We start from the raw sequence: 15,448 nt of genomic DNA, 5'->3' as shown, positions 1-15,448 counted from the left end.
CTCGACTTCGCTCGACACGAACGGAAGGGGAGTCAGGCCGCCGCCTCGGCCGCCGCGATTGCCTGGTATTTGGCCCGCAGCCCGACCTTGTCGATCTTCTCGGTGCCCAGCCGGGGCAGTGGTACGGCCGAGGTCCAGATGCGCTGCGGCACCTTGAATGCGGCGATATGCGCGTAGAGATAGGCGCAGAGCTGGTCGGGCGTCAGTTCCGCGCCGTCGCGATATTTCACGACCGCGCCCGGCACTTCGCCGAAACGCTCGTCCGGCAGGCCGAACACCGCCGCCTCGGCGACGGCGGGATGTTCGTAGATCGCCGCCTCCACTTCCTGGCAGGAGATGTTCTCGCCGCCGCGGATGATGATGTCCTTCTTGCGGTCGACGATGAAGAGATAGCCTTCCTCGTCGAGATAGCCGATGTCCCCGGTCAGGAAATAGCGGTCGGCGGTGAAGGCGGCGGCAGTCGCCTCGGGCCGGTTCCAATATTCCTTGAAGTTCGCGACCGACCGGATCGCCACTTCGCCCCGCTCGCCCGCCGCGACGGGCCGGCCCAGCGCATCGAGGATGGCGAGATCGACCAGGGGCGCCGAGGCGCGGCCGGTCGAATTGGGCTTGGCGAGATAATTGTCGCGCCAGTTGCCGCAGCCGATGCCGTTGGTCTCGGTCAGGCCGTAACCGAGCAACGGCGCGCCGCCGCCCATCTCCTCCTTGATCCGCCGGACATGCTCGACCGGGCGCGGCGCCCCGCCGGCGGCGAAGTCGGTGACGGTCGACAGGTCGTAATTGGGGCGGTTGGGATGAGTCAGGATCTCGAAGCTCATCAGCGGCACGCCGACGAAATAGCTGATCGCCTCGGCCTCGATCAGCCGCATCGCTTCCTCGGCATCCCATTTCGGCATCAGCACCAGCTTGCGGCCCATCGCGAAGCTCTGGAGGAACACCGGAACCTCGGCCGTGACATGGAACAGCGGCACGTTGAGCAGGGTCGCGGGCTGGCCCTGGGGCGGGTTGCCGTCCTTCGTCGCGATACCGAGCATGACCAGCGCCTGGGCGAGATAGTTGAACACGGCTTGCAGCACCGCGCGGTGATCGCTGAGCGCGCCCTTGGACTGGCCGGTCGATCCCGAGGTGAACAGGATCGTCGCATTGTCGTCCCCGCTCAGCGCGGGCAGCGCAACATCGGGTGCGTCGCGGGTGACGGCGTCCATCGCCCTGGCCAGCGGCAGCGCATCGTCGATCTCGACCACCGGCACCGTCATAGCCTCGATCGCCGCGAGCCGCTTCGCGCGGGGCGGATCGGCGAACACCAGGGCGCAGTCGACGTCGGCGATCGCCTCGGCCAGCTCGGCCGATTGCCACCAGCCGTTGAGCAGGGTGGCGACTCCGCCCGCCATGGCGATGCCCATATAGAGCGTGATCCAGGACGGCGAGTTGCGCATCGCGATGCCGACGCGGTCGCCCGTTTTCAGCCCCTTACCGACCAGGCTCCGCGCCACCTTTTCGGCCTCGGCATGGACCTCGGCGAAGGTCAGCCGTTCCTCGCCCGCGACGAGGAAGGTCTTGTCCCGATGCTCGGCGGCATAATGCGCGAAATAATGCGGCAAGGCGGGCGGCACGGTCGCGATCAGCGGCAGGTCCACCCCATTCAACGCGATCGTGCCGAGCGCCAGCGGCGCCCCTTCTCCCGTGAGCCCGGCCAGCCCTTCGTCCATTCGGCGGTCAAGCTCAGTGCGCATGCTCTCTCCCCTTGGGTTTGTCGTTACTGGCCTTTATGGAGACGCGAACCCTTGGGGAAAAGCCTTGATCCTGACAACGCTCGCCAGCGCATCGAACCATATCCATTTCGAGAGCCTCGGCCTTCATCCGGTGGCCGTGCCGCTCGGCTTTTTCGACATCAAATGGTATTCGATCGCCTATATCTCGGGCATCCTGCTCGGCTGGTGGTATCTGCTCAAGCTGATCGCCCAGCCCGGCAGCCCGATGGCGCGGCGCCATGCCGACGATCTGGTGTTCTACGCGACGCTCGGCATCATTCTCGGCGGGCGGCTCGGCTATGCGATCTTCTACGCGCCGTCGATGTTCGCCAATCCGTTGCAGATCCTGAAGCTGTGGGACGGCGGCATGTCCTTCCATGGCGGGATGATCGGCACCTCGCTCGGCATCATCCTGTTCGCCCGGCGGCACAAGCTCGACTGGCTGCGCATCCATGATTATCTCGCCTGCTGCGTGCCCTTCGGCCTGTTCTTCGGGCGCCTCGCCAATTTCGTGAATGGCGAGCTGTGGGGCAAGCCGACCGATGTCGCCTGGGCGATCGTCTTTCCGCGCACCGTGGTCGGCGGCCTGGATCCGGCCCGCCATCCGAGCCAGCTCTACGAAGCGGGGCTGGAGGGGATCGTGCTGTTCGCCATCCTGTGGTTCGCCTTCTGGCGCACCAAGGCGCGCTACGACCCGGGCAAGCTGGTCGGCTTGTTCCTGCTGTTCTACGGCCTTGCCCGCTTCACCGTGGAATTCTTCCGCGAGCCTGATTCGCAGTTCGCCGGGACCTTCTTCGCCACGACGATCCATATGGGCCAGGTGCTGACCCTGCCGATGATCGTCGGCGGCATCTATCTGATCGCGACCTCGCAGAAGCGCCGCCAGCGCGTCGAGCCGATCGCAGGGAGCGAGAGCGTCGCCTGATCTTCCTCCCCTCCCGCTTGCGGGAGGGGCCGGGTGAGGGCATGTCGCCACTGAACCAATGGAACCCACAAGCCCTCCCCTAACCCCTCCCGCAAGCGGGAGGGGGATTGAAGCGCCGCTCGCCGATCGGCTCGCCCGCGCGATAACGCTGGCGGGGCCGATGTCGATCGCCCAGTTCATGTCGGCCGCCAACGCGCATTATTATGCGACGCGCGATCCGCTGGGGGCGGCGGGCGACTTCACCACGGCGCCCGAGATCAGCCAGATGTTCGGCGAGCTGATCGGCCTGTGGTGCGCCGATTTGTGGGACCGCGCGGGCCGGCCCGACATTGCCTGGGTCGAGCTCGGTCCGGGACGTGGCACGCTCGCCAGCGATGCGCTTCGCGCCATGGCCAGGGCCGGGCTCACCCCGGCGGTGCATTTCGTGGAGACCAGTCCGACGCTCCGCGCGGCGCAGGCGGAGCGGTTGCCCGCGGCAAGCTGGCATGACGACGTCTCCACCCTGCCCGGCGACCGGCCGCTGATCGTCATCGCCAACGAGTTCTTCGATGCGCTGCCGATCCGCCAGCTCGTCCGCGCGCTGGAGGTCTGGCACGAGCGCTTCGTCGCCTGCCAGGACGTGCTGTTCCTGCCGATCGCCGGCAAGCCGGTGCCGGCCGAGATCATCCCCGATGCCTTGCGCGATGCGCCGCCGGGCTCCGTGATCGAGACCTCGCCCGCCAGCGTCGCGGTGATGCGCGCGCTGGCCTCGACGATCGCGCGGCAGGGCGGCGCTATGCTGGCGATCGATTATGGCTATGAGGGGCCCGCGATCGGCGACACGCTCCAGGCGGTGCGCGGCCACCGTTTCGCCAATCCGTTCGATGCCCCGGGAGAGCAGGACCTGACCGCCCATGTCGATTTCGCGACGCTTGCCGCCGCTGCCCAGCTGGAGGGCGTGACAGCCTATGGCCCGATCGGCCAGGGCACGCTGCTGACCGCGCTCGGCGTGGACGCACGCGCCGCCGCGCTCGCCAAGGCCTCGCCCGACCGCGCCGAGTCGATTGCGGCCGATCGCGCGCGGCTGACCGTCGCGATGGGCAGCCTGTTCAAGGCGCTGGCGGTCACCGGCCCCGGATGGCCGATTCCGGCGGCCTTCGCATGATCACCTACCGCGATGCCCGGACGATCGACGGCCCGGCGCTGTCCGCCATGGCGCGACGGTCCTTCACCGAGACCTTCGGCAATCTCTATCGCCAGTCGGATCTCGCGGCGTTCCTCGACGATGCTTTCGGGGCGAATGGCCTGCCCTCGCAATTGTCCGATCCCGACTTCACCGTGCGGCTGGCGCTGGAGGACGGGGAGATCATCGGCTTCGCCAAGATGGGGCCGGTGACCTTTCCCGGCGAATGGCGGCCCGACGCGATCGAGCTCTATCAATTCTATGTGCTCGGCCCCTGGCAGGGCCAGGGCGTCGCGCCCGAGCTGATGGACTGGGCGCTCCAGCATTCACGCGATCACGGCGCGAAGGAGATCATCCTCAGCGTCTATGTCGACAATCACCGCGCCCGGCGTTTCTACGAGCGCTACGGTTTCCAGGAGATCGGCCGCTACGCCTTCCGGGTCGGCGAGACGATCGACGACGACCGCATCATGCGGCTGGTGCTGTGACGATCAGCTATCGCACCCCCGGCGAAGCGGACGGCCCGGTGCTGTCGGCGATGGCGCGCCAGGCGTTCGTCGACAGCTTCAAGGGCGTGATCGATCCCGAGCCGCTCGCCATCTATCTCGAGCAGGCCTATGGCCCCGCCGGCCAGATGCAGCGCGATCTCGGCGACCCCGCGATCGACTGGCGCGCCGCCTATCTCGACGGCGTACCGGCGGGCTATATCAAGCTCTCGGCGATGACCCTGCCGTTCGAGGCAGCACATCCGGACGCGATGGAATTGCGCCAGCTCTATGTCGTCGAAGCCTGCAAGGGCCGGGGCGTGGCCGATGCGCTGACCGAGTGGCTGATCGACACGGCGCGGTCGCGCGGCGCGCCGGAAATCTACCTCGCGGTGTTCGACCACAACCAGCGCGCCAAGAGATTCTATGCGCGGCACGGCTTTGCCGAGGTCGGGCGCTGCGATTTCGTCACCGGGCCGCAGGTCCATGACGACCGGATCTGGCGGCGCTCGCTATGAGCGTCGAGGTCATCCGAGCCAAGACGCTCGACGGCGTCGCGCATGGCTTTCTCGGGCGGCGTGGCGGCGTCTCGACCGGGCTGTATGCCGGGCTCAATGTCGGCATCGGATCGGACGACGATGCCGAGATCGTGGCGGAGAATCGCCGGCGCGCGAGCGAGGCCGTGTTGCCGGGCGTCCGGCTGCTGACGCTGTACCAGACTCATTCCGCCGATGTCGTCCGCGCGCTGACCGCGTTCGACGACCGCCCGTCGGGCGACGCGCTGGTGACTGAACGGCCGGGCCTGGCGCTGGGCATCCTGACCGCGGACTGCGCGCCGGTGCTGCTGGCCGACCGCGAGGCCGGCGTGGTCGGCGCGGCGCATGCCGGGTGGAAGGGCGCGATCGGCGGCGTGACCGACGCGACGATCGCGGCGATGGAAAAGATCGGCGCGCGGCGCGAGCACATCGCCGCCGCGGTCGGCCCGTGCATCGCCCGGTCGAGCTATGAGGTCGACGATGCGTTCGCCCGGCGCTTCGAGAGCGACGACCCGTCCAATGAGCGCTTCTTCGCGCCCGGCAAGCCCGGCCATCACCAGTTCGACCTCGAAGCCTATGTCGCGCACCGCCTCGCCAGGGCCGGGCTCACCCGCATCGAGATGCTCGGTCTCGACACCTATGGCGATGCGGACCGTTTCTTCAGCTTCCGCCGCGCGACTCATCGCGGCGAGCCGGGTTATGGCCGGCAGATCTCGATCATCGGCATCGCCGGCTGACCTTCGCCCTTCGTCCAACAGCCAGGCTGTTTTTCGACAGCTTTTTTCTTCCGCTGTTATGTTGGATTTTCGGGGCCCTTTTCCCCCGATAGTTCAGTGCGTTGCGGACCGTTTTCTCTGTTACGCGTAACAGCGGAAAAAATGCGTGCCTTTCCGCTGTTCCGGCCATAATTTTCCGCTGATCGACGGCGGAAACCGTCCAACATGCCTCACGATGTAAAAAGAGCAGGAGGACGCTGAAGCCACCCTCCGGCCCCTGATGCCGCGATCGCCGCGTCTCTTGAATCGGCGACATTCCCAGACGGCGACGGAACGAGCGCCGTATCGATCCGTTACCGCAACGACGGGCTAATGACGTCGCCTTGCCTGCCGAGCAGGAAAGTATCAAATGCGACTATTCGCGTCGGACGGCGCACTCTCTTACCCAGGACGCATCCATGGCGATCAAGAACGAAGACGAAGCCGACCTGACCGGCGTCGCGCCCCGCACCAAGCCCAAGCCTTCGGTGGAGAAGATCGGCGACCGCAAGCTGAAGCCGTCCACGCTGATGATGGGCCATGGCTATGACCCGATGCTGTCGGAAGGATCGCTCAAGCCGCCGATCTTCCTGACCTCGACCTTCGTCTTCCCCAATGCCGCCGCGGGCAAGCGGCATTTCGAAGGCGTGACCGGCAAGCGCCCCGGCGGCGCCGAGGGGCTGGTCTATTCGCGCTTCAACGGGCCGAACCAGGAGATCCTCGAAGACCGGCTGGGCATCTGGGAAGATGCCGAGGACGCGCTTGCCTTCTCCTCGGGCATGTCGGCGATCGCCACCCTGTTCCTGTCGATGGTCCGCCCGGGCGACACGATCGTCCATTCGGGCCCGCTCTATGCCGCGACCGAGACCTTGATCGCGCGCATCCTCGGCCGCTTCGGCGTCCATTGGCTCGACTTCCCGGCGGGCGCGACCCGCGAGGAGATCGACGCGGTGCTGAGCAAGGCGGCAACCGGCCGCGTCGCTTTGATCTATCTCGAAAGCCCGGCCAACCCGACCAACGCGCTGGTCGACATCCAGGCGGTCGCCGCGAGCCGCGACGCGATCTTCAAGAACGCCGCGGAAAAACCGCCGATCGCGATCGACAACACCTTCCTCGGCCCGCTCTGGCTCAAGCCGCTGGAGCATGGCGCCGACATCGTCGTCTATTCGCTGACCAAATATGCCGGCGGGCACAGCGACCTGGTCGCGGGCGGCGTGCTCGGCTCGAAGGAGCATATCAACACCATAAGGCTGATGCGCAACACGATCGGCACGATCTGCGACCCGCATACGGCGTGGATGCTGATGCGCAGCCTGGAGACGCTGGAACTGCGCATGAGCCGCGCGGGCGAGAATGCGGTGAAGGTGTGCGAATTCCTGCGCAGCCACCCCAAGGTCGAGCGGGTCGGCTATCTCGGTTTCCTGGAGGACACGCCCGGCATGGAGCGCCAGGCCGATATCTATCGCCGCCACTGCACCGGCGCCGGATCGACCTTCTCGCTGATCGTGAAGGGCGGCGAGAAGGAGGCCTTCGCGTTCCTCGACGCGCTGAAGATCGCCAAGCTGGCGGTGAGCCTGGGCGGCACCGAGACGCTGGCGAGCCATCCGGCGGCGATGACGCATCTGTCGGTGCCCGACGCGCGCAAACAGGCGCTGGGGATTACGGACAATCTGGTGCGGATTTCGATCGGGGTCGAGGATGCGGACGATCTGATTGCGGATTTCCGGCAGGCGCTGGATTCGATCTAAGAGTCGGCCGCCCCTATTTTCGTCATGCCGGACTTGTTCCGGCATCCATGGCTCCGCAAGCGCCGCAGTGGTTGCGTTTGCGGGACGATGGACCCCGGAACAAGTCCGGGGTGACGGCAGTGGTGGGGCAGGCGTCCCGACTCAGTGCAGCTTCAGCCTCGGCCGGATGATCGTGTTCACCCGGCCGATCACGATCAGCCCGATGCCGCGCAGCCAGCCATGGATCGCGATCAGGTGCATGCGGTAGAGCGAGACATAGACGAAGCGCGCCAGCCGCCCTTCGATCGCCATGCGCCCGCCGACGAGATTGCCCATCAAGCTGCCGACGGTCGAGAAGCGGCTGATCGACACCAGCGAGCCATGATCGTGATATTCGAACGGCTTCAATGGCCGGTCGTTCATCAGCCGCACGAGATTGTGGAACACGGCGGTCGCCATCTGGTGCGCCGCCTGGGCGCGCGGCGGGACCGGGCGGCCGGTCGCGGGATCGAGGCAGGAGCAGCAATCGCCCAGCGCGAAGATGCGGTCGTCGAGCGTGGTCTGCAGCGTCGGCTTGACCAGCAGCTGGTTGTTCCGGTTGGTCTCCAGCCCGCCGATATGATCGAGCGTCGCAGCGCCCTTGACCCCGGCGGCCCAGACGCGCAGCTCGCTGACGATGCGCTCACCACTCGCGGTGACGATCGCCTCGTCGGTCGCCTCGGTCACGCGCGTATCGGTCAGCACACGCACGCCGAGCATCTCCAGCTCGGCCTGCGCCGCCGCCGCGAGCTTCTCGGGAAGCGCGGGCAGGATGCGCGGCCCGGCCTCGATCAAGGTCACTTCGAGCCTTTTTTCATCGAACGTCTCCAGCCCGTAGAAACGCAGCGCTGCGGCTGAGTTGAACAATTCGGCGGTCAGCTCGACGCCGGTCGCGCCGCCGCCGACCACGGCAATGCGGACATGCTCGTCCGAGGCCGGATCGAGGCTCATCGCGCGGGACACGCGCAGGCAATGGTTGAGCAGCCGGTTGCGGAAGCGATCGGCCTGAGCGCGATCGTCGAGCACCATGCAATGCTCGCGCACCCCCGGGGTGCCGAAATCATTGGTGACCGACCCCACCGCCAGCACCAGATAATCATAGCGGATCGCGTGGCGGCCGATCAGTTCGCTGCCGTCGTCGTCGAGCAGGGGCGCGACCCAGAGCTCGCGCCTGTCCCGGTCGATGCTTTCGAGCGTGCCGAGGAAGAAGCGATAGCCCCAGCGATAGCAATGGCTGCGATAGCCGACCTCGTCGAGATTGGCGTCGAGCGACCCGGCCGCGACTTCATGCAGCAGCGGTTTCCAGATATGGGTGCGGTTGCGCTCGACCAGGATGATGTCGTGGCGCTTGCGGCCATATTTCGCGCCGAGCCGCCGGGCGAGCTCGAGCCCGCCGGCCCCGCCCCCGACGATCACGATCTGAATCTTGCGCTCGGTCATTCCTGTCCCCCGGATGCCTGGCCGAAGCCGCACGATAGCAGCCGGCCCGCAGCTGGCGAGGAAGATTTGGCTCTGAAGGCCTGCCCTTGAACTTCGCCGGAAAGGCGGCCAGCGTTCGGCGACGACGCGGGGGAGCAGCATGACATCAGCCGAACAGCCGGGCATCGACCCTCGTCCGTTGCTCGGCGACTTCACCAGCGACCTCTGGTTCCCGCATTATGCCCAGGGCGTCTGGGGTCCCTGGTCAGTGCGGATCATCGCGATGCCTTCCGCGCGGGGTTATTGGGGCCAGGTCTATCGCATGATGGGCACTGTGATCCTGACCGGGCCGGTCGAGCAGGGCGAGGTGAGCTGGATGTCGATCGTGCCGATGGAGGTCGAGAGCCAGGAGATCGGCATCGCCGCGGCACGCGGCCACACCGTGGTGCTGGGGCTGGGCATGGGCTGGTGCGCGGCCAATGTCGCGCTCAATCCGGCGGTCGACCGGGTGACGGTGGTGGAGCGCGACCCGCAGGTGATCGCGCTGATCGAGGCGCTGGGGATCTTCGCTCAATTGCCGGACGAGGCGCGCGGGAAGCTGCGCATCGTGCAGGCCGATGCGCTGGATTGGCGGCCGGACGCGCCGGTCGACAGCGTGCAGGCGGATATCTGGGCGAAGGTCGTCGAGCCGCGGAAATGGGCCGATGTCCGCCGCATGCAGGAGAATATCGGCGCGGCGAGCCTCTATTTCTGGGGACAGGAGATGGAATTGTGGCGGCTTGCCTGCCGGGAGGCGGGCGGGGTGCCCGAGGGAATCGATCGCGAGGGGATCGTGCGACTGATCGAGGGCACGGGTTTGCCGTTGGTCTGCCCCGACTGGCCCGATTATGGCGAGCGTATCGTGGCGGCCGCGCCGTGGTGGACGCCCAAGCGCGACGGTTGGTGGGACGAGGTTTAGGGAGAGCGATAAACCCGCCGTTCGTCCCGAGTAGCCATCGAGCTTGTCGAGATGGCATATCGAGGGACAAGCGTGCCGCGCCTCACCGATACCTCGATACGGGCCCTCGATACGGCTTTGCCTACTCGGTCCCTACTCGGCACGAACGGCGTGGGGATGAGGCGGGTAGAAAGTCTCAGCCGTCGCTGACGCGCTCGATATCGGCACCCACCGCGCTCAGTTTCTCTTCGAGCCGCTCGTATCCGCGATCGAGGTGATAGACGCGCTGGACCTGAGTCTCGCCCTCGGCGGCGAGGCCGGCGAGGATCAGGCTCATCGAGGCGCGCAGGTCGGTCGCCATCACCGGCGCGCCGAGCAGCTTCTCGACGCCGCGCACCACCGCAGTGCGGCCGCGCACCTGGATGTCGGCGCCCATGCGCGCGAGTTCCGGCACGTGCATATAGCGGTTCTCGAAGATCGTCTCGGTCAGCACGCTGGCGCCGTCGGCCAAGGCGAGCATCGCCATGAACTGCGCCTGCATGTCGGTGGCGAAACCGGGAAAGGGCGCGGTCGACAATGTGAGCGGGCCGAGCCGGCCGGTCGCCTCGACGAACAGGCTGTTGCCGCGTTCCTCGACCGTGACGCCCGCCTCGACCAGCGCGGCGACGGTCGCGCGCATATCGTCCATCGCGACGCCGACCAGTTCCAGCGCACCGCCGGTGATCGCGGCGGCACAGGCATAGCTGCCCGCCTCGATCCGGTCCGGCATCACCGCATAGGTCGCGCCGTGCAGCCGGTCGCGGCCTTCGATCTCGAGCGTCTCGGTGCCGATGCCCGAAATCGACGCGCCCATCGCGACGAGCATGTTGCAGAGATCGACGATCTCCGGCTCGCGCGCGGCATTCTCGATGATCGAGCCGCCCTTCGCGGTCGCCGCCGCCATCACCGCATTCTCGGTCGCGCCGACCGACACGATCGGGAAGGTCACCCGGCCGCCGGGCAGCCGACCGCCCGGCGCAGTTGCCTTCACATAACCCGCGGCCAGTTCGATCTCGGCGCCCAGCGCTTCCATCGCCTTCAAATGAAGGTCGATCGGGCGATTGCCGATGGCGCAGCCGCCCGGCAGCGACACGGTCGCCTCGCCGGCGCGGCCGATCAGCGGGCCGAGCACCAGGATCGAGGCGCGCATCTTGCGCACGATGTCATAGGGCGCCTCGGTCGCGGTCAGCTTGCCGGCGCGGATCGTCATCACCCGGCCGAAATCCTCGGGCCGCGCGCCCTCGATCTGGGTCGAGCAGCCGAGCTGGTTGAGGAGATGCCCGAAGCTGTCGACATCGGCGAGGCGCGGCAGGTTCCTCAGCGTCACCGGCTCCTCGGTGAGGAGCGCACAGGGCATGAGGGTGAGCGCCGCGTTCTTGGCGCCGGAGATGGGGAGGCGGCCCGAAAGCCGGTTGCCGCCGCGGATGAGGATACGGTCCATTGGCGGCTTCTATCGCCTGCGCGTGCCCACGCAAGTGGCGCCTTGCGTAAGTGTTACATGTTGCGTCGCGGTGACAGCGCTTGATCGACTTTAATGCACTGATTCTCCTGCAATGCTCTGGCTTGTCAGCGTTGGGGGGAATGTTGGCGTGCCGGGTAGTTGTTTCGCTGAACGATTGAGCGACATGGTCGCACTGACTCCTGGCGAGCACCGCGCACTGGAGCAGCTGGAGGACCGCGAGCGCAGCCTGCGCCGCGGCGCGACCTTGCAGCGCGAGAATGATCGCTGCAGCGAGCTGTTCATCCTGCGCAAGGGCACGATGATGAGCTCCGTGCTGCTCGACGACGGCAGCCGCCAGATCCTGCGTTTCCTGTTCCCCGGTGACATGATGGGGGTCTCGTCGCTGGTGTACAGCGAAGCGCCGGAGACGATCACCGCGCTGACCGATGCCGTGGTCTGTCCGTTCGAGCGCACCGCGATGAGCAAGCTGATCAGCGACCATCCCCGGCTCGCTGCGCTGATCATGGTCTATAACCAGATCGAGCGGGCGGCGCTGACCGACCGGCTGGCGGCGCTGGGCCGGACATCGGCCAAGGCGCGGGTGGCGGGGATCCTGCTCGAGATGCGCAACCGGATGCGCATGCTCGACAAGGCGACCAACACCAGTTTCACCCTGGGCCTGACCCAGGAGGAGATTGGCGACGCGACCGGGCTGACCGCGGTGCACGTCAATCGCATGCTGCGGCAGCTGGAGGAGGAAGGCATCATCGCCCGCGAGGGCGGCCGGGTGACGCTGACCGACGAAAGGTCGTTGCAGCGGGCGGCGAATTTCGTGGATCGCTATGCCGGGCTGGATCTGGCGTGGTTGCCGGCGGCGCGGTGAATTTTATTCCTCCCTCGCGAAGCGGGGGAGGGGGACCACGAAGTGGTGGAGGGGGCTTGGAGCGCGGCCACGTTGCCGCGCTCCAAGCCCCCTCCACCATTCGCAGAAGATGCGAATGGTCCCCCTCCCCAGTTCCTGGGGGAGGAATTAAGAGATCACGCTTTTTCCAGGGTGCATTGCAGGGGGTGCTGGTTCTGCCGGGCGAATTCGATGACCTGGGCGACCTTGGTTTCCGCCACTTCGTAGCTGAACACGCCGCACACCCCGACGCCCTTCTGGTGAACGTGGAGCATCACTCGCGTCGCAGCCTCCATGTCCATGCGGAAGAAGCGCTGGAGCACCAGCACGACGAATTCCATCGGGGTGTAATCGTCGTTGAGCAGCAGTACCCGGTACGGAGTCGGCTGCTTGGTCCGCGTGCGGGTGCGGGTGGCGATGCCGAGGCCAGTGCCGTCGTCATCGCCCCCTTCGCCGTCGCGGCGCTCGGCCATGGCCGTGATGCTAAGCTGGTTGATCATGAGAAGCGAAAATATGGCATGCCGCGGCCCAAGGGCAAGAGGGTGCGAACGATCAACCTCGTTTGTGGCGTCTTTCGACGCGCTGGCGCTGCCCTTGCCGACGCACGGCACCAATAAACGAAAAAGGGCGGCCCCGAAGGACCGCCCTTTTCCTATTCGACGATCGTGCGCGGCATTACGCGGCGATCTTCGCCTTCTCGGCGGCGAGCGCGACGCGGTTCGAGATCGGCTGAGCGACCTCGCCGGCGAGCTTCAGCATCGCTTCGGTGTTCTTCGAGGTCTGGGCGACGATCGAGTCGAACGACGAGCGGACATAGTCGCTCTGCAGCTTGAAGAAGTCGGTCGGCGACTTGATCGTCGACAGGCTCTTCAGCGCGGCGGTGGCGCCTTCGAACTGCTTGCGGCTGTAATCGGCAGCGTCCTGGCCGAAGGTCTCAAGGCCCTTGGCGGCAATCTTGCCGGACTCGACGATTGCTTCGATGTTGCCCTTCGAGAACTCATTGGCTTCCTCGAACAGCTTGGTGCCCTTCTCGACGGCGGCCTTGGCGCGCTCGTTTGCTTCAGCGAACAGGGTCTGCGCCTTTTCGGCGGCATTCTTCAGATTGGCTTCCATGGTCTTCACTTCCTTCTGGATCAGGGCGACCGGCGTTTCGACGACGGGCGTGATGGGTTCGATAGTCTTCACTGCGGTGTCGGCTGCTTTTTCGATCACCCGTTCGACCGCCGGTTCAACGGCGGCGACGGGCGCGGGCAGCTCGATCTTGGCGGCGACCGGCGGAACCGGCTGGGCCGCGACAAGTACCGGCGCGGCGACTGCCTTCACGGCGGCCGGAGCGACGGGCTTGGTGGCGGGCTTAGCGACAGTCTTCGTCGCTGCTGCCGCCTTTGGGGCTGTTGCCCTCGGCTTTGGCGCTGCCGCCTTGGCCGGACTTCCGGGCTTGGGACCCTTGCTGGCCATAAAGGCCTCCCTCACGTTACTTGTTGCACTGCAATATAGCGCATGCTGCGCGTTCCGCAAGGCTTTTTGTTGCACCGCAACATAAGCGTCATGCTACAGGTGTAGCGTAACGATTCGAAAGACTTAGCGCGCCCTCACATAGCTGCCGGGCGCGTCCTCGATCACCGTTAGGGGGCCTTCGCCCGGCTTGCGCGCGCCGCTGACCGGTACGGTCGAGTCGTCCTGCTGGTGCAGCCAGCCGAGCCAGTCGGGCCACCAGCTGCCCTTGGTCTCGGTCGCGCCCGCAACGAACTCGGCGAGCGTTTCGGCGGGCTTCGGATTGAGCCAATATTGATATTTGCCGAGCGCCGGCGGGTTCACCACCCCCGCGATATGCCCCGACCCGGCCAGCACGAACTTCACCGGGCCGGTGAAGATGTGCGTGATGTTCCACACGCTTTCGGCCGGGGCGATATGATCGTCACGGCCGGCCTGGATATAGGCGGGCGTCTTCACCCGGGTCAGATCGATCGGCGTGCCGCCGGCGGACAGCATGCCCGGCTTCACCAGCAGATTGTCGCGGTAGAGATCGGTCAGATAGCTCATATGCCACTTGGCAGGCAGGTTGGTGGTGTCGCCGTTCCAGTGGAGCAGATCGAACGGCGTATAATCCTGGCCGAGCAGGTAATTGTTGGTGACGTAATTCCAGATCAGGTCGCGCCCGCGCAGCAGGTTGAAGGTCAGCGCGAGATAGCGGCCGTCGAGGAAACCCTCGGGCGAGAGCGTGGCGATGGTCTTGAGCTGTTCGTCGTCGACGAAGTTGAGCAGTTCGCCGGCGCGAGAGAAATCGACCTGGGCGGTGAAGAAGGTCGCGCTTTTCACCTTGTCCGCCTGTTCCCGCGCGGCGAGCACCGCAAGCGTTGCGGCGAGCGTCGTGCCGGCGACGCAATAGCCGATGGCGTGGACCGCATCGACCCCGAGCCCCTCGCGCACCGAATCGATCGCGTCGATCTGCGCCGCGACATAATCGTCCAACACCACGTCGCTCATGCTGGCATCGGCGGATTTCCAGGAGACCATGAAGACGGTGATGCCCTGGTCGACCGCCCAGCGGATGAAGCTCTTCTCCGGCGTGAGATCGAGGATGTAGAAGCGGTTGATCCAGGGCGGGAAGATGACCAGCGGCGCGGCCAGCACCGTCTCCGTCGTCGGGGAATATTGAATCAGTTCGTAGAGCGGGGTGCGCCTGACCACCTTGCCCGGGGTGGTCGCGAGGTTGCGGCCAAGCTCGAACGCGTTGGGATCGGTGTGGGTGAGCTGGCCCTTGGCGATGTCGGCCAGCATGTTCTGCAAGCCCTTGAGCAGATTCTCGCCGCCCGTCTCGATCGTCTTTTCCAGCACCACCGGGTTGGTGACGGGGAAATTGCTCGGGCTCATCGCCTCGAGAAAACCCCTGGCGGCGAAGCGGAGCTGCTCCTTCTGGCGATCGTCCACCCCCGCCAGCGCATCGACATTGGCGAGCATGTGATCGGAGATCAGAAAATAGCTCTGGCGGATCCAGTCGAACAGCGGATTGTCGCGCCATTGCGGGGCGGCGAAGCGTTTGTCGCGGGCATGCCTGCCGTCATCGGCGGGCGGCGCCTGGGGATCGAGGAAGCGCTGCCAGAGCGTGAGGCTGTCCGTCCAGAAGGCTTCCGCGCGCGCGATCGTCGCGGGATCGTTGAGGCCGGGAATGACCGGCACACCGAGATCGCGCTGCTCGGCCGCGGCGGTCGAGAGGCCGCTTTCCAGCATCATCTGCTGCGCGCGGCCCATCACCCAGGTCCAGTGCTGGAGTTCCGCGAGGCTGGGCAGGTCGGGGGCGTCGGATTCGGCCATGGTTTCCTCGGGTGGC

The 15,448-nt window shown here is 66.3% G+C and carries 14 protein-coding genes; 8 read left to right on the top strand and 6 right to left on the bottom strand.

The genetic code is table 11. The features are described from left to right. Positions 1–32: 32 nt before the first annotated feature. A complete protein-coding gene (locus ACZ1I5_RS22875) occupies positions 33–1,733 on the bottom strand; it encodes a class I adenylate-forming enzyme family protein (RefSeq protein ID WP_465171522.1) in 1,701 nt (566 codons plus the stop codon). Between the two features lie 64 nt (positions 1,734–1,797). On the opposite strand from ACZ1I5_RS22875, the gene lgt reads away from it, so the two are divergent. From lgt to ACZ1I5_RS22845, 6 genes are all read left to right on the top strand, one after another. Then, positions 1,798–2,676, top strand: a complete 879-nt coding sequence (gene lgt / locus ACZ1I5_RS22870) for a prolipoprotein diacylglyceryl transferase (protein ID WP_465171521.1) — start codon at positions 1,798–1,800, stop codon at positions 2,674–2,676. Between the two features lie 160 nt (positions 2,677–2,836). Then, complete coding sequence (locus ACZ1I5_RS22865) at positions 2,837–3,820, top strand: class I SAM-dependent methyltransferase (RefSeq protein WP_465171520.1); 984 nt, start codon at positions 2,837–2,839, stop codon at positions 3,818–3,820. After that, positions 3,817–4,326 (top strand): N-acetyltransferase family protein, encoded by a 510-nt coding sequence (locus ACZ1I5_RS22860; protein ID WP_465171519.1) that lies wholly within the window; start codon positions 3,817–3,819, stop codon positions 4,324–4,326. The genes ACZ1I5_RS22865 and ACZ1I5_RS22860 overlap by 4 nt, the downstream gene beginning before the upstream one ends. Next, positions 4,323–4,841, top strand: a complete 519-nt coding sequence (locus ACZ1I5_RS22855; protein ID WP_465171518.1) for a GNAT family N-acetyltransferase — start codon at positions 4,323–4,325, stop codon at positions 4,839–4,841. Before ACZ1I5_RS22860 ends, ACZ1I5_RS22855 begins: the two co-directional genes overlap by 4 nt. Further along, entirely contained in the window at positions 4,838–5,596 is a 759-nt protein-coding gene (gene pgeF / locus ACZ1I5_RS22850; RefSeq protein ID WP_465171517.1) for a peptidoglycan editing factor PgeF, read from the top strand. The genes ACZ1I5_RS22855 and pgeF overlap by 4 nt, the downstream gene beginning before the upstream one ends. Positions 5,597–6,033: 437 nt before the next feature. Beyond that, entirely contained in the window at positions 6,034–7,362 is a 1,329-nt protein-coding gene (locus ACZ1I5_RS22845) for a cystathionine gamma-synthase family protein (RefSeq protein WP_465171516.1), read from the top strand. A 141-nt stretch (positions 7,363–7,503) separates the two neighbouring features. On the opposite strand, the gene ACZ1I5_RS22840 is transcribed toward ACZ1I5_RS22845, so the two are convergent. Beyond that, entirely contained in the window at positions 7,504–8,820 is a 1,317-nt protein-coding gene (locus ACZ1I5_RS22840) for an NAD(P)/FAD-dependent oxidoreductase (RefSeq protein ID WP_465171515.1), read from the bottom strand. Between the two features lie 139 nt (positions 8,821–8,959). Here ACZ1I5_RS22840 and ACZ1I5_RS22835 point away from each other — a divergent pair, with 139 nt between their 5' ends. Then, on the top strand, positions 8,960–9,757 hold the full coding sequence (locus tag ACZ1I5_RS22835) for a hypothetical protein (RefSeq protein ID WP_465171514.1): 798 nt from the start codon (positions 8,960–8,962) through the stop codon (positions 9,755–9,757). 175 nt (positions 9,758–9,932) lie between these two features. Here ACZ1I5_RS22835 and murA read toward each other — a convergent pair whose 3' ends face one another. Further along, positions 9,933–11,216 (bottom strand): UDP-N-acetylglucosamine 1-carboxyvinyltransferase, encoded by a 1,284-nt coding sequence (gene murA / locus ACZ1I5_RS22830; RefSeq protein ID WP_465171513.1) that lies wholly within the window; start codon positions 11,214–11,216, stop codon positions 9,933–9,935. A gap of 184 nt (positions 11,217–11,400) precedes the next feature. On the opposite strand from murA, the gene ACZ1I5_RS22825 reads away from it, so the two are divergent. Beyond that, on the top strand, positions 11,401–12,099 hold the full coding sequence (locus tag ACZ1I5_RS22825) for a Crp/Fnr family transcriptional regulator (protein WP_465171512.1): 699 nt from the start codon (positions 11,401–11,403) through the stop codon (positions 12,097–12,099). Between the two features lie 155 nt (positions 12,100–12,254). Here ACZ1I5_RS22825 and clpS read toward each other — a convergent pair whose 3' ends face one another. The 3 genes from clpS to ACZ1I5_RS22810 all read right to left on the bottom strand — a co-directional run bounded on the left by clpS (position 12,255) and on the right by ACZ1I5_RS22810 (position 15,432). Next, entirely contained in the window at positions 12,255–12,590 is a 336-nt protein-coding gene (clpS, locus tag ACZ1I5_RS22820) for an ATP-dependent Clp protease adapter ClpS (protein ID WP_465174030.1), read from the bottom strand. A 202-nt stretch (positions 12,591–12,792) separates the two neighbouring features. Beyond that, positions 12,793–13,575 (bottom strand): phasin family protein, encoded by a 783-nt coding sequence (locus ACZ1I5_RS22815; RefSeq protein WP_465171511.1) that lies wholly within the window; start codon positions 13,573–13,575, stop codon positions 12,793–12,795. Between the two features lie 123 nt (positions 13,576–13,698). Then, entirely contained in the window at positions 13,699–15,432 is a 1,734-nt protein-coding gene (locus tag ACZ1I5_RS22810) for a PHA/PHB synthase family protein (RefSeq protein WP_465171510.1), read from the bottom strand. Positions 15,433–15,448: the final 16 nt, after the last annotated feature.

The sequence above is a fragment of the Sphingomonas sp. BL-S-30 genome, assembly GCF_055521475.1.
Note: the sequence above shows the minus strand (reverse complement) of the source record. Positions and strands in the feature narration are given on the sequence as shown.